Consider the following 15,262-nt stretch of genomic DNA (forward strand, 5'->3'; position numbering starts at 1 on the left):
CCCCGCAAGCGAGGAGGGGGCTAAGATATACCTCATGTGATTAGGAAACGCTATAGTATCTGAATATTTTGTAACTTTAACCAAGGAAACCTGCAAAAAAGTCCAGAGTTTCTTTCAGTGCTTTGATGAAAATATCAATTTCCTCGCGGGTGTTGTAGAAAGATAGACTTGCTCGTGCGGTTGCAGCAAGACCTAAGTAACGATGTAATGGTTGAGTGCAGTGGTGTCCAGAACGGATAGCAACGCCTTCTTGATCTAATAATGTAGATAAGTCGTTGGCGTGGACTTCTCCGGCGGTGAATGACGCAAGAGCGGCTCTACCTTCACCTTTAGCATTTGGTTTGGGGCCGTAAATTCTAATTTGGGGAATTTGCTCTAATTGTTGGAACAAATAAGCTGTTAATTCGGCTTCGTAGGCGTGAATTTTATCCATGCCGATACTACTAAGATAATCGATCGCAGCACCAAGTGCGATCGCTTCCCCAATTGCAGGTGTACCGGCTTCAAATTTATGCGGTAATTCTGCATAGGTGGAATGGTCTAAATACACCTCTGCAATCATCTCACCACCACCAAAAAATGGTGGCATTGATTCTAACAATTCCAACTTGCCATAAAGAAATCCTATCCCAGTTGGCGCACACATTTTATGACCGGAAGCTACCAACCAATCACAATCTATCTGCTGCACATCAATGGGCATATGAGGAACACTTTGGCAAGCATCAACTAAGAATTTAGCACCGTATTCGTGAGCGATCGCACCAATTTCTGCCACTGGATTAATACAACCCAAAGCATTAGAAATATGCACCACCGACACCAACTTTGTTTTGTTAGAAATCAGCTTTTTAAACTGTGACAAATCAAAAGTTTCTTCTGATGTCAGTTCCACAAATTTCAGTACTGCACCCGTTTTTTGGGCTACGAATTGCCAAGGTACAATATTACTGTGGTGTTCCATCACCGACAGAATAATCTCATCCCCAGGCTGTAAATTGTTCATTCCCCAACTGTAAGCTACTAGGTTAATCGCCTCAGTTGCGTTGCGGGTGTAGACGATTTCCTGACGCGATGTAGCATTGATGAATTTGGCAACTTTATCTCGCGCACCTTCATAAGCATCGGTAGCTTTAGCACTTAGGGTATGGGCACCGCGATGCACGTTAGCATTATATTGCTCGTAATAATCCCGTAGGGTATTTAATACGAATAAAGGCTTTTGCGATGTCGCAGCATTATCGAGATAAACCAGGGGTTTATCGTTGACTTTTTGATGCAATATCGGAAAGTCAGCGCGAACTTTATCAGCAAGGGTTTTGGTAGTTGTGAAAGTCATTGGTAGATTAGTTATTAGTCATTAGTCATTAGTCATTAGTCAGAGACTTAAGATTATTGACTGTGTTTAAAAGGATTTCTCGCAGAGAGGTAACAGGTATTTGGTTGATGATTTCGGTGGCGAAGGCGTTAATTAACAACTTCCGAGCATCGTTTTCATCAATTCCCCGACTTTGCAGATAGAATATTTCATCATCTTCCAATTGGCTAACGGTAGCACCGTGAGCGCATTTTACATTATCGGCAGTAATTTCCAATTGGGGTTTAGTATCAACCCTGGCTTTCGATGATAACAGCAAATTCCGATTCATCTGGACTGCATTTGTCAACTGTGCCAGCTTGGGAACCAAAACTTTACCATTGAACACTGCATGAGCGCGATCGCCTACAATACATTTATGCAATTGCTTACTCGTACTGTGAGGATGGTTGAGTGCGATCGCACTGTGAGTATCAGCCAACTGTTTACCAGAAATTATCGTCAAACCATTGAGATTAGTTTCCGTCTGCTCACCAGTTTGCAAAATCTCCAAATTGTGCCGCGACAACTTCGCACCTAAAGTTATGGCATGACAAGTATATCGACTATCACGAGCCTGTGCGATCGCAGTCTTCCCAATATGAAAAGCCTCTGCACCTTCCCGCTCAACCCTAGTGTGACTCACCTCGGCATTGTTACCAACCCAAACTTCCGTAACCGCATTGGTAAAATATACTCCCTCTTTCTCTGCGCTCTCTGCGTCTCTGCGGTTCGTATACTCCTCAACCAACGTCACCTGCGAACCACCCTCCGCCACCACCAAACAACGCGGCTGCGAAATCGTCGCCGTCTCACCCACAACCGAAATAAACACCAAATGAATTGGCGTTTCAACTACCACATTCTTCTTCACCCACACCACAGCTGCATCAGTTATTCCAGCCGTATTGAGAGCGGTAAAAACTTCCTGCGCTCCCTCAGCTTGAGCTAAATACTGCCGTACACCTTCCTGCTCAACCAGAGGTAAGCCAGCCAAATTACTCACCACAATACCAGATGGCAAATCTGAAACTGCGGATAACTCCGGTGCAAAGACACCATTAACAAATACCAAACGACTGTTAGCCGCTTCTGGCAAAATATCAAATTCTAAAGATGCGTAATTTCCCGTCCCTACATTAAATTGCACCTTTCGCAGAGACGACAAATCAGTAAATCGCCATTCTTCCTCGCGGGTAGTCGGGATAATGGAGTGACGTACCCAATTAGCAGCACCTTCACATAATTCCTGCAACCAACCTTCTGTTTTCGTTGCAGTTACTTGATTTAACAACCCACTTAGATAATCATCTCTATCTAAGAGAGTTGATGTCAAACTGACTAAATTCGAGTTTGGAATTGGACTAGGAGATACTTGAATACTCATTACACACCCACCTCAGCAGCTGCAAATTCTGCCAGCACCCAGTCATAACCGCGAGACTCTAATTCTAGTGCCAGTTCCTTACCACCACTCGTAATAATCTGCCCTTGTGCCATCACATGCACAAAATCAGGCACAATATAATCAAGTAACCGTTGGTAGTGGGTAATCAAAATTGTGGCATTTTCTGGACTTGCCAGTTGATTTACCCCATTGGCCACAATTCGGAGCGCGTCAATATCCAAACCTGAATCTGTCTCATCCAAAATTCCCAACTTTGGTTCCAGCAGCGCCATTTGCAGAATTTCATTCCGCTTTTTCTCACCACCAGAAAACCCTTCATTCAAACTTCGACTGAGAAAACTGGGATTCATCTTTACCACATCCAGCTTTTCCTCAATCAAATCGTCAAAATCAAAAGCGTCTATTTCCTCTAAACCTTGCGCCTTGCGACGAGAATTGTACGCCACCCGCAAGAAATCCAAATTGCTCACACCTGGAATTTCTAACGGATACTGAAACGCCAAAAATACACCACTTCTTGCTCGTTCCTCCGGTTCCAATTCCAGCAGATTTTGCCCCTGAAAAATCACCTCACCGCCAGTCACCTCATAAGCTGGATGCCCAGCCAACACCTTAGAAAAGGTGCTTTTACCAGAACCATTCGGCCCCATAATCGCATGAATTTCACCCGATCGCACCTCAAGATTTACACCCTTAAGAATCGGTGTCCCATCAACATTAGCCGTCAGATTCCTTACCGACAGCACAACTTCACTATTTGCAATAATCATCTTCTCTCTCTTCTTTCTTAGTTCGTAGTAAGTGCTTTAGCGCTTTCCTCCAGCGCTAAAGTGCTGACTACAAGCGTTAATTTTTTCGGTTCCTAGCGATTTCACAGCACTAAAGTGCTGACTACAAGCCCTATCCAACACTGCCTTCCAACTTCAAACTCAATAACTTATCAGCTTCCACAGCAAATTCCATCGGTAGCTGATTGAAAACATCCTTACAGAAGCCGCTAATCATCATCGAAATAGCATCTTCTGAAGAAATACCCCGTTGAGCAAAGTAAAATAACTGATCTTCCCCAATCTTGGAAGTAGAAGCTTCATGCTCCACCTTCGCAGCATTATTTTGCACCTGAATATAAGGGAAAGTGTTTGCATGGGCATTATCCCCAATCAGCATTGAGTCGCACTGAGAATAATTTCTCGCCCCTTTAGCCGTCGGGTTAACTTTCACCAAACCCCGGTAACTATTGCTGGATTTACCTGCGGAGATTCCTTTAGAAATAATTGTACTGCGGGTATTCTTACCTACGTGAATCATCTTACTACCCGTATCGGCTTGCTGCTGATGATTTGTCAGCGCCACCGAGTAGAACTCACCCACAGAGTTATCACCCACCAACACACAGCTAGGATATTTCCAAGTAATTGCCGAACCTGTTTCTACTTGAGTCCAGGAAATCTTGGAATTTACGCCCTGACACAAACCGCGCTTGGTGACAAAGTTGTAAATACCGCCTTTACCGTTGGCATCTCCAGCGTACCAGTTTTGGACGGTGGAGTATTTAATTTCGGCGTTGTCGAGGGCGACGAGTTCCACAACGGCGGCGTGCAGCTGGTTGCTGTCATACATCGGTGCGGTGCAACCTTCCAGGTAAGAAACATAACTACCTTCTTCGGCGACAATCAAAGTCCGCTCAAATTGTCCTGTGTCGCCAGAGTTGATGCGGAAGTAGGTAGATAGTTCCATTGGGCATTTCACGCCTTTAGGAATATAGACAAAGGAACCATCGCTAAATACGGCGGCGTTCAAAGCGGCAAAATAGTTGTCAGCTATGGGAACAACGCTACCCAGGTATTTTTTGATTAGTTCTGGGTGTTCTTGCAATGCTTCGGAAAACGAGCAGAAAATAACCCCATCTTCCGCTAGTTTTTCTTTAAATGTAGTGGCGACAGAGACGCTATCGAAAATCGCATCGACGGCGACATTTGCCAGTCGCTTCTGTTCAGATAGGGAAATGCCTAACTTCTCGAAGGTTTCTAAAAGGGTTGGATCAACTTCGTCCAAACTGTTTAGTTTTTCTTTCTTGCGTTTCGGCGCTGAGTAGTAAATGATATCCTGATAATTAATTGGCGGATACTTGACATTAGGCCAAGTTGGTTCCGTCATTTTTTGCCACTGGCGATAAGCTCTGAGGCGAAAGTCCAACATGAACTGCGGCTCGTTCTTCTTGGAAGAGATCAAGCGAACAACGTCCTCGTCTAGTCCACGCGGTATAGTGTCGGACTCAATATCGGTGATAAAGCCGTACTTGTAAGGTTGGTTGACTAAGGTTTTGACAGTGGCACTCATCAGTAATAATCTCTCGTGTTCAGAACTCTTTAAGGATGGGAGACGGACTTTTCTTTAGCCGATTTCCATATCACGTTACGGAATGGTTACACGGCTGCTAGAATAGTTGTGGAGAGTAAAACAACAGCTATGTTGTTTAAGGTATCTTCATTTTACGCTAAATTAACAACAACAATGTTGTCAAAGTCAAATTTTCAAAGAAATTTTTGGGACGTTCGCTGAACGTCTCGCACCAGAAGATGGCGACTACTCACCAGTCCTCAACCAAGCAAGATATCCTAGAGTATCTGCACAAACACCAAAAAGCAACGGCTTTGGAGCTAGCTGAAGTTTTAGACGTTACCCCCCAAGCGATTCGTCGCCATCTCAAGGATTTGGAGACGGAGGAGCTAGTTTTGTATTCGACATCAGTGCAGGCGGCGGGGATGGGGCGGCCGCAACACGTTTATCAACTGAGTCGTCAAGGACGCGATCGCTTGCATCGAACAATGAGCGATCGCTTTGGTGATGGCCACGGCAATTTTGCGGTTTCGCTGCTAGACACCTTAGCCGAAACGATGGGACATGACCAATTTAAATCGATTTTAGAGAAACAGTGGCAGCGCAAAGCACTAGAATACCGCGATCGCGTGGGTAGCGGTTCACTGCGGGAACGGGTAGCCAACTTAGTAGAGTTCAGAAAAGCGGAAGGCTTCATGGCGGAATATCACCCTGTTGATGTGAATGACTGCTTTGAGAGCGATCGCTTTATCTTAATGGAGCATAACTGCGCTATTTCTAACGTTGCCGAGTCTTTCCCCAGCATTTGTGGTCACGAATTAGAAATGTTTGCAGCCGTCTTACCTGATTGTACCGTAGAACGCACCCACTGGATTATTGATGGCGAACATCGTTGTGGCTATTTGGTACAAGTTCGCAAGTAAAAGTTTCATTAGTCATTTGTCATTTGTCCTTTTTTTAATAACTAATGCCCAATGTCCAACTAAGTTTGAGATAGCATTTATGGACGTACTACCACAGCAACCATCAGCACAATTTTTAACTCTGGAAGAGTCAGCAAAAGTAGATGCGGCGTTGTTGTCTTCCCCAGAAAAGTTTTTAACAAGATTGACAATTTCATCACTTAAGCTTTTGAAGCATATTGCCCAAGAGTACGGTGTTGCTATAGAAGATTTGACAGCGCAACAAGTAATTGCTTGGTTTGAAAAAGATGGAAAAATTCGACGTGAGCAGGGAATTGAAGGTTCATATCTGAAGTGGTGAACTAGGAATATAAGTAGTTGGATATAAACTAATATCCAGAACCCCGACTTCTCACCAGAAGTCGGGGTTCTGTTTACTAAGAAACGTGGATTAAATAAAATGTAAAACTTCATTCTGTCTCTAGCTTCCCTCTCCTTTATAAGGCAATACGGTTCAGTTAACGCTAAAACTCCTTGTGAAAGTCAATTTTTTTAACAAACCGCAGAGGCGCAGAGAACACAGAGAGAAAAAAGAAATGCTTAACTGAACTGTATTGCTTTATAAGGAGAGGGATTGAGGGTGAGGTAAGCCAGGGACATAAATTATATATTATTTAATTCTTATTCCTAAGCGTTTTCTGACTACGGCAGAATTAATTAGGAAGCTACAAACGCCAACCTGAAATAATAAACAAAAAGCACCTGTAAAAAGGTGCTTTAAAAATTTATGACATTTCGTTTGACCGACAATTTTTTAAGGATTGTAATTATTAGTCCGAACATTGCGAGCTCCAGTTACAGCCCCAACCATTGAAGCTATTAAACCCAATAAGGAACCAAACACAAACCACCATAATCCCGAACGTATATTTGCTGCAATATCACGAGATTGTTGAGCACTTACGTTTGTTCGCGGTACATTAATACCACCTTGCTGTTGTACTTGGTTTAAGACTTCCCCAGCGTTGGAAGCAGCAACACCAAAAGCACCCGATACTCCATTTGCCAATAGGAACGAACTAACTGCCAAAGTCGTAGCCCAAAGAATTGCGCCGTTAAGAAGAGCTGTATTACGCTTCATCGGTCCACAAGCACGGGCTGTAATCCAACCACCAGTAAATAGGGAAATTAGTAGAGCGATAGTTGACCAAAGCCCCGCATTACCAGCAGCGTTAGGAGCAATTGATCTCGGCGCACCTGAACCTTCAACCGCACCTGCTGCAAAAGCACCAATTATGGCGCTTAAAATTAATTGAGTAGCCAAAGAAACCAACAAACCAGAAATAATCGGTCCCCAGCGAACAAGATCATGATATTCAGTCACTCGGCCTGCTACCACAGGCTCATTAGAAATAACGTCATCACCTGCCCGATTTACGTATGACATTTCTTATCTTCTCCAGTGCTGTTTCAGCAAACTATATCTCAGTTATATTCATGTTTATTGTAACAATTAAATAACTAAATCATTTGTTTTTACATCTATCAATATAAATATTTAATGAATCTATCTTTAGTTATAAAAAACAAACGCCTTTAACGATTTTTAATCAAGTTCAATATTTATTTATTATTTAATGATTATTTAGAACTTAAAATACAGTTATTAACTGCTATATATAATAATCGCTCTGGAAAAAAATTAGACTTAAGACAAAGCTTTGTAAGCCTGATTATAAAATTTTCACAAAGTAATTGGACAGCTAATAAAAGATTAACGCATTCTGACAGCAGTGCCTGTGGCAGTAATCAGCAAAAGAACTCCTGACTGGTCAAGATTGATTGTGCCAGTATCAATTTCAATCCCGATCACAGCATTTGCTCCTAAACGTTGTGCCCGTTGTTCTAATTCTTCTAATGCCTTGCGTTGACCCTGCTCAAATAGACGCTCATAGCTACCAGTGCGTCCACCGATAATGTCTCGAATACCAGCCAAAAAATCCCGCAAGAAATTGCTGCCGTAGACTACTTCTGCTGTCACAATACCTAAATATGACTCAATAACGGCTCCTTGAATCACATCAGTGGTAGTTATAATCATAAATTAGCCTCTCAGATAGCATATAGGTTGATATTTATTATTAAAATACTCTAAAAAATGTAAATTTATTTACACAATATCTAATTAGCCTGGGTTGAGATAGGTTTGATAAACATATTCTCACACAATTTTAGATTGCGATCGCAGCCATCGGGTATGAAGTGCCATTGCGGATCGCCTATTTAGAATTAAGTGAGATACCTGTTGTTTTTTTGGGAATTATAAGTATAACTTCTGACAAAAAAGAGTTTAATTTTGGTATTCTCCCAATTTATATCTAGAGTAACCTCATTTCATCATTTATACCTCGGACTTGAACTTTCAGTAAAAACTCTGTGATATAGCACTGATTGTAGAGGAAATTAGTGAATAAACTATTAACATCTTAATCATTACGAAGAAATACAGTTTTCAAAAGTCCATATTTTTGTTTTAATGTACAAGAAAAAAAGTCCTCTAAAATTTCAGGAAATTTACTGTGTACAAGCCAACATCATTCGTGTTTAGTGTGGTGTTACTAGGATGTTTTGCCTTCACCATACCTTCAGTGGCTCAGGCTCAGGTATTACTGGCGCAAGCCAAAAACCCAGAGTTAAAGCAACTGCTAGAACAAGGACGGAGGTTAGTGGATACCGGCGATTATGGTGGTGCGATCGCTGTTTATCAGCAAGCAGCTAGCCTAGATCCCAAGAATGCTAAGATTCATTCAGGTATTGGCTACTTATACGCTCAACAGGGAAATTACCAGGCGGCATTAACAGCTTATCGTCGTGCGATCGCCATCAACCCTAATAATAGTGATTTTTACTACGCTGTGGGTTACATCAAAGCGAATTTGGGCGACACATCTGGGGCGAAAGAAGGTTATCGTCGTGCCATACAGTTGAACCGTAACAACGTTAACGCCTATTTAGGATTAGCTGTGACGCAATCTCGTCTGGGAGACTATAGTGCAGCTACCTGGGCATACGAGCAAGCAATCAGCTTGGATAAGAACAATGCTCAGACTTATGAGTTGATGGGTTCGATGTATAAACAGCGACGACAAACCAAACAAGCGAACAGCTTGCTTCAGAAAGCCCGTGACTTGTACAAGCGGCGCAATGACTCAGATGGCGTGAACAGGGTAGAAGCCATGCTGCGACAGTTAGGAGGATGAGGTTAATCTAACTGGCGTCCCGTTAATTCCACAAAAATATCTTCCAGGTTACAGGGACGCACCATCATTCCGGTTTTATCGGGCTGTTCATTCAAGTAGATATTTGCTGCTTCCAACGATGGGAAAAACAAATATTCCCAGCGACGAGCGCCATCACTTCCCACTTCAGACACACCTAATTGCTTCATTACCAAACCTTCACCGTGAGCAGAACGCAGCTGTTGTAAAGTTCCCAAAGAAATCAGCTTACCGCTATCCATAATACCGATGCGTCCTGGCTTGGTAGAGCCAAAGGCATCGCACAAAAATTCGACCTCATCCATATAATGGGTTGTCAGTAGCATCGTCATCCCTTGTTTATTCAAATCCCGAATAATTTCCCAGAGGCGTCGCCTGGTTTGGGGGTCTAGTCCTACCGTTGGTTCATCCAAAAACAAAATTTGCGGTTGATGCAATAAAGCTCTCGCAATCTGCAACCGTCGTTTCATACCCCCAGACAAGGTTTTTACCAAATCATCACGTTTTTCTGCTAGCTCAACATACTCTAGCCATTGATTAATTAGTTTTTGTCGCTGCGGGTTGCTAATGTGATGTAGTCTCCCATGCAGTTCCATATTTTCCCAAACGGTTAAATCGTTATCCACACTGACTTGCTGCAAGACTACGCCAATACTCTGTTTTGCTAGCATTGCTTGGCTCATCACATCATATCCACCTACTTCTATCCGTCCTTGGGACGGTTTCGTTAGTGTAGTCAGCATCCGAATTGTGGTTGATTTACCCGCACCGTTCGGGCCAAGTAGAGCAAATATCTCCCCCGCTTCAATTTTGAATGACAGATCATTGACTACAGGTACATTGTTGTAAAACTTGTAGACGTTTTCTAGAAATACAGCAGCAGTCATAGTCACTTTGCTCCAATTAAAAATTTAAAATCACCGTACCCCTACGGGGAAGACAGCTACGCGCAGCGGCGACCATAGGAGAAGTTTTGATGCTCCCAAGCCAACCCTCAGACTTCTCTCGAAATTTAAAATAAGTCAGCCCATATCTTACACCTGCAAATCTCCCGCCAAAAAATAAATTTCTTGGCTAACGGGACTTAAATCTTTTTGAGTGAGAAACAAGGCTCAAACCCATGCAGAGTATGGGAAATACACTAAATGCTCAAAAATGGCCCAAACCCAGATATATAGCAGGGGACTGGGGACTGGGGACTGGGTTGAAAGTCTGTTTGTATATAGGTTTTGAATTCTCCCCCTTCCCTACAAGGGAATGGGGCTGGGGGGTTAGGTTTCGCTTCTTCTTTTCCACATGACGTGAAAAGTCAGGTCTAATCATTGGTTAACAAAAAGATTCCCGACTTCTCTAAGAAGTCGGGAATCTGAGGCTTCGATTTGAACGAAATCAAATAAGATTCATATAGCGATTTTGATAGTAAGCCAAAATTTGGTTAAGTCGTTGCCGACTTTCTGAACCAGAGTTTGCTGTCCACGAGATGGACAAGCCACTAATTTGACTTTGATTGTAATCAAACTGTTGGGATGACTGGGGAATTAAATCCACTTCTACCCCTTCGACCTGACGTAAATGAGCTGCTATCTCTCTATAGACTGCTAAAGGCAAACCAGCGAATTCAATTTTTTCCTTAGTCTCCATCTTTACGAAGCTCCAACATTAGAAGGATTTGAGGGGGGCGTTGTCACTGAAACAGGATTACCGCTAGCAGGTGCAGCTGACGGCGTTGAATTGACAGCCCCTTCCCCTACCATTTTGGCAACTTCAATACCATATTGTTCCAGAATCACGATGGGGTTGTAGCCCTGATTCATTTCAATACGTTTAACCAGTACGCCATCTGCTAATCGCTGTCCCGCCTGCACATAGCGACTCGTCGGCTCATCGGGTACTTTGATAATTGCCTGTGGTTCCTTACTAATTAGAACTACACCAGTCACAAGCACTGCCCTTGCTAAATCAGGTTGTGCTGGCAGTGGCAATACAGATACTAAAGTAGGGTTGGAGACAACTTGAGGCAAAACCTTAGGCAAGACTGAAGTCAAGATAGGATTGACTTTTTTTGGTTTTGGTACAGAAGAAACGTTATTTTTCTTTGGATTTAAAGCTATGCTGCGTGTTGGAAGTTTTCGTGCTGCTAGTGATGCAGTAGGTAGCTTAGGCACCACGGGAACAGGTCTTCCAGATGTTGTAGGCATTCCGGGAACCATCTGCCCGAAAAGTTGTGCAAACGGGTCACTTCGATTTTTTGATAGCACAACTAGCCGTGCCCGCTCTGTAGCATTAGTGGATTGAATTAAGTTAACAGATGCGGGAGTAACTTGTGATACCTCTTTGGCAGGTATCACTGGATTTTTAAAGGATTGGTTCGCTGGTGGCGACTTTGCTGCTATTTTGGGAATTGGCGCAGGATTGATGGCTTTTGGTGTATCTTCAGAAGCACATCCAGCGATCGCCAAAGTTAAAATAGCTGCAATTATAATTTTTGAATTTCTGCCCATGAGCTGTTCTCAAAAGCCATTGGAAAATTGAAAAATGGAAATCAACATGCCTGAAATTTGTATCAAAGGCAAAGTATGTTCCCTTTATAACCTAATTTCTGACATTTCAAGGGTTATTTTTAGCACTGCCTACCTAGCATAACTGCGGATTGGTGTTTATTTGCAGTCAATCTTCTGCCACACCCATAAGCTGTTTCATTAAATCTAAACCTTTCTTGACTCTACGGGAAACGGTTACTACACTGATCCCTAGATGTTCTGCAACTTGTTTTTGTGTCAAATCTTGCAAAAACACACATTCCAACACATCGCGGGTGCGTTTTTCTAGCTGAACCAATGCTTGTTGTAAGCGAAGTTGGTCTTCTTGTGCTAGTTGAAAGCTGCGATAGTGAGGATCTGGAACCAATTCTCCCAAACAGGTAGAGCCTTCTTCTCCGTCTTGGATTGGCACATCGAGACTCAAGGGAGCGCGATTGATCCATGCTAATTTAATTTCTTGCCATTCGTTTGGAGAAATTTCCAGTGCTGCTGCTAATTCCGAGTCGTTTGGTTGACGATTATGTTTTTCACGCCAAGAACGTGAAACTCCTATCGCTTGCTGTTGTAGCGCTAACCACCTCCGAGGAATTCGCACGGTGACACCTTTATCTCGGAGATAGTGTTGAATTTCACCCCGAATATAGGGAAGAGCATAGGAACTGAAGGCATGTCCCTTGGAAAGTTCAAATCTTTCAATAGCTCTGATTAAACCCAAACATCCAACCTGGAGCAAATCATCGTAGGTTTCATGACATTGATTCGTCCAGTAGTGAGCTTCTTTTCTCACAAGTCCAAAATTGAGTTCTACCAGTTGATTGCGGATGTTTTCTGACGGAGATTGCTGATATTCTCGTAACAACTGCCAAATTTCGTGTTTGAGTTCGTTGGTGACTGTGGTAGGCATAGCACCGGGTTATTGAGCAAATGAATAATCAATTATTCGCTTTTAAATTCAGCTGCGATCGCACGACACCAAAGACAATATCGCGCTATTTTTACTAGCAAATACTATGGTAAATAACAAAGTTTTTCTAGAAATATTCCATAGGTAGCTTGATAATCGAGCCAAATTTAAATGGCGAAATCGGTATTTAGTTTGTTATTTCTCTTTGGTATGACCTGTAGTTTTTTTAGGACTACATACAAACAAAATATAAAACTAATTACTAAATATCAAACCGAGATTGTACTTAATTTGAATTAATTAATGGTGAAGTTAATTTAGAGAAACAAAACAACAGTAGTCGGTATTTTGTTGGATCAGCAAAAGTTGGATTTACAGTAAAATTACGTGTCCATTCATCTGGGATTTATCCAATCTTTAAAAACTACTAATAAAAATTAAAAAATAGTATGTATATTTACGCAAGCCAATAAAAAAGGGCGAGATGCCCTTTGTTATACTTACAGCGCTTTTCAAGTAATTCAACTACACAACTCCTTACTCACCATTTCTCATCTCAGTCGTGGTCTAGATCCCTGAAAACTGCTGTAAGTCCATAGTCTTTTAATAAAAGGGAAAAGATTAAAGGGTAGGAGGTAAAGGCATGAATCAAGCCGCCCACAAGAACGAGATATCAAACCTTCCCCAATTGCTAGGACTATTTCGCCCACAATTTTGCTCGGCTTTAACTTTTCCCTATCTTTGTAAAAAACCTATCTACCCTCTTGAAAAAAGAGGGTAAATAAGTTAACTTTTGTGATCAAATCTGATACTTACAGAATTGTCGTTCTGAGTGCCAGTCAGTTGCGTTACTTCAGAAGATTTAGGCACGAGTCGGTTCAACCCGTCCATAAAATAGACCGCGAATCTTGACTTCTTTAGGTTCGCCAGCACCTAAATCTGTATCAGATGGCTGTTCGCTCTCGAAAGTACCAGCAATTTCACCACTAGAGTTATCTACTTTAGCGATTTGCAGAGAAATCTTGCCATTGAGATTTTCAGCACGCTTGACGTTAGTGCGGGTAAGTTCTTCATCATCGGCTTGGGCGGGTAGAGCCACGGCATTATCGTAGCCACTGACGACACCACGACCTTTGGGATCTAGGAAGGCAGCACCACGATAGGAAGGAACTTTGAAGGTGCCTTCAAAGTCCGTAGAGGTGTTAATACTGGTCAAACTGGGTTGGGTTTGAGCAACCAAGTTTTTGATGGTGAACAGGAAAGGTACTCGCTCACCACCAGGAAGTTGCACAGTGATGGCTTGGAAGTCAAGACCATCAGTTTCCGCAAAGGTCAGGCTATTATCTGAGTTGATTTTTAGGTTACCTTGCACCTGGTCAATGGTGGAAGTGTATCTAGTCAACAATTTGCCAGCAACAAATTCTGCTTCTTGGCGTTTATTAGCAGGTTCTTCTTTGATGAAGAAGCTAGTTGGTTCCAAGCAAAGTTCTTTGATGGCATAGGACTGGCTAGAATCAATCGGAATGGAACCACGGCTTGTTTCTGCTAGCTGAGGGCATTTGTTCGCCAAGCCAGTGCCGCGAATTTGATCGTAAGTGAGTACATCTCTACCACTAGCAGTAGCAGTAGCATCACTACAAGCAGTTATTAGCCCCAGGCACAAAGCCAAGAATGCAACAATTAAAGCGCGATACCTCATGGTCAACCTCAATCTCAAAAATTAATAGATTTGTTGTAAAACTGCATCGAAGCTTTGATCTCTGATGAGAAGCCGCTACTTTGCGAAAAGCTATTTTTGGTCGGACACGGCTTTGCTCTGATTAAGAGAGTTGAAGCAAGTGTTCGGGCGTCTAATCAGCCGCTGCTCAAACTTTTCTCTGCTAAACGTAGTTAAACGTGTCGCTCTCTTGAGCTTGGGGTGTAAACCCCAAACTAAGTAGCACACTGCATCCATTTTGGATGTGTGTCAGTAGAAGACCAATTCAGTAATCCTGGAAGAACCTCTCCCCCTACCCCTCTCCGCACTTCGTGCCGCTACGCGAACGTAGGAGAGGGGAGTTTAGCTCCCCCCTTCCCTTGTAGGGAAGGGGGCTGGGGGGTTAGGTTTTTGATTACTGAATCAATGCTCTAGGGGAGCAAAAAACCAGCAGTTTCACTGTTGGTGGCATTTGTTAGAGTTGGGCGGGTGAATGGGTAAGTCCCACACAGAGCAGCATAAGTGCTTGCCTCAAAGAGCGCGAAAACAGGTGTCTGCTTCGCACTTTGCTCTTGCCTATGGCAAAAGCGGCGTCGCCCAAGTCTTTTTGTATTATGTATGTGACGCCACTACATACAGCCCATTGTTTGATTGGGAAATCAGCCAGATCATACGATTTTTTTTAACTCAAAATCAAAGTACTCAAAATCCAAGAAAGTCTCGTCCTGATCACATCTAGCTGCTGTGGAGGCTATGCTAAAGGTTACTACGCTCTTTTAGGAGCGATCGCAATTGCTTTTGATAAAGATACAAATCTAGTTATATTCACTCCTGACT

At 42.7% G+C, this 15,262-nt stretch carries 14 protein-coding genes; 3 read left to right on the forward strand and 11 right to left on the reverse strand.

All coding sequences use genetic code 11. The annotated features are described in order from the left end of the window. Positions 1-76 precede the first annotated feature (76 nt). From HWQ41_RS27890 to sufB, 4 genes are all read right to left on the reverse strand, one after another. On the reverse strand, positions 77-1,339 hold the full coding sequence (locus HWQ41_RS27890) for a cysteine desulfurase (RefSeq protein ID WP_292770344.1): 1,263 nt from the start codon (positions 1,337-1,339) through the stop codon (positions 77-79). Between the two features lie 28 nt (positions 1,340-1,367). After that, entirely contained in the window at positions 1,368-2,744 is a 1,377-nt protein-coding gene (gene sufD / locus HWQ41_RS27895; protein ID WP_292770346.1) for a Fe-S cluster assembly protein SufD, read from the reverse strand. Next, the gene (sufC, locus tag HWQ41_RS27900) at positions 2,744-3,535 is read right to left on the reverse strand and encodes a Fe-S cluster assembly ATPase SufC (protein WP_292770348.1); all 792 of its coding nucleotides are present in this window, start codon (positions 3,533-3,535) and stop codon (positions 2,744-2,746) included. Before sufC ends, sufD begins: the two co-directional genes overlap by 1 nt. A 130-nt stretch (positions 3,536-3,665) precedes the next feature. Continuing rightward, positions 3,666-5,105 carry a Fe-S cluster assembly protein SufB gene (gene sufB, locus HWQ41_RS27905; protein ID WP_292770350.1) on the reverse strand — a complete coding sequence of 480 codons (1,440 nt, stop codon included), beginning with the start codon at positions 5,103-5,105 and terminating at the stop codon, positions 3,666-3,668. 239 nt (positions 5,106-5,344) lie between these two features. On the opposite strand from sufB, the gene sufR reads away from it, so the two are divergent. Beyond that, positions 5,345-6,028, forward strand: a complete 684-nt coding sequence (sufR, locus tag HWQ41_RS27910; protein WP_292770366.1) for an iron-sulfur cluster biosynthesis transcriptional regulator SufR — start codon at positions 5,345-5,347, stop codon at positions 6,026-6,028. 79 nt (positions 6,029-6,107) lie between these two features. After that, positions 6,108-6,368 (forward strand): hypothetical protein, encoded by a 261-nt coding sequence (locus HWQ41_RS27915; RefSeq protein WP_292715762.1) that lies wholly within the window; start codon positions 6,108-6,110, stop codon positions 6,366-6,368. Between the two features lie 453 nt (positions 6,369-6,821). On the opposite strand, the gene HWQ41_RS27920 is transcribed toward HWQ41_RS27915, so the two are convergent. After that, a complete protein-coding gene (locus HWQ41_RS27920) occupies positions 6,822-7,454 on the reverse strand; it encodes a hypothetical protein (RefSeq protein ID WP_292770352.1) in 633 nt (210 codons plus the stop codon). 327 nt (positions 7,455-7,781) lie between these two features. Beyond that, positions 7,782-8,108 carry a YbjQ family protein gene (locus HWQ41_RS27925; RefSeq protein WP_100900674.1) on the reverse strand — a complete coding sequence of 109 codons (327 nt, stop codon included), beginning with the start codon at positions 8,106-8,108 and terminating at the stop codon, positions 7,782-7,784. 478 nt (positions 8,109-8,586) lie between these two features. Here HWQ41_RS27925 and HWQ41_RS27930 point away from each other — a divergent pair, with 478 nt between their 5' ends. Further along, positions 8,587-9,267, forward strand: coding sequence for a tetratricopeptide repeat protein (locus tag HWQ41_RS27930; protein WP_292770354.1), 681 nt, complete (start codon positions 8,587-8,589; stop codon positions 9,265-9,267). Between the two features lie 2 nt (positions 9,268-9,269). On the opposite strand, the gene HWQ41_RS27935 is transcribed toward HWQ41_RS27930, so the two are convergent. The 5 genes from HWQ41_RS27935 to HWQ41_RS27955 all read right to left on the reverse strand — a co-directional run bounded on the left by HWQ41_RS27935 (position 9,270) and on the right by HWQ41_RS27955 (position 14,428). Beyond that, positions 9,270-10,172 (reverse strand): ABC transporter ATP-binding protein, encoded by a 903-nt coding sequence (locus tag HWQ41_RS27935; RefSeq protein WP_292770356.1) that lies wholly within the window; start codon positions 10,170-10,172, stop codon positions 9,270-9,272. A 502-nt stretch (positions 10,173-10,674) separates the two neighbouring features. Next, on the reverse strand, positions 10,675-10,926 hold the full coding sequence (locus tag HWQ41_RS27940) for a hypothetical protein (RefSeq protein WP_292770358.1): 252 nt from the start codon (positions 10,924-10,926) through the stop codon (positions 10,675-10,677). A 2-nt stretch (positions 10,927-10,928) separates the two neighbouring features. Continuing rightward, complete coding sequence (locus HWQ41_RS27945) at positions 10,929-11,786, reverse strand: hypothetical protein (protein ID WP_292770360.1); 858 nt, start codon at positions 11,784-11,786, stop codon at positions 10,929-10,931. Positions 11,787-11,952: 166 nt separating this feature from the next. After that, positions 11,953-12,729, reverse strand: coding sequence for an RNA polymerase sigma factor SigF (locus HWQ41_RS27950; RefSeq protein ID WP_292770362.1), 777 nt, complete (start codon positions 12,727-12,729; stop codon positions 11,953-11,955). 862 nt (positions 12,730-13,591) lie between these two features. After that, on the reverse strand, positions 13,592-14,428 hold the full coding sequence (locus HWQ41_RS27955) for a photosystem II manganese-stabilizing polypeptide (RefSeq protein ID WP_292770364.1): 837 nt from the start codon (positions 14,426-14,428) through the stop codon (positions 13,592-13,594). Positions 14,429-15,262: the final 834 nt, after the last annotated feature.

It is taken from the genome of Nostoc sp. NOS(2021), from assembly GCF_017115025.1.
In the GTDB taxonomy this organism is placed as follows: Bacteria; Cyanobacteriota; Cyanobacteriia; order Cyanobacteriales; family Nostocaceae; genus Nostoc.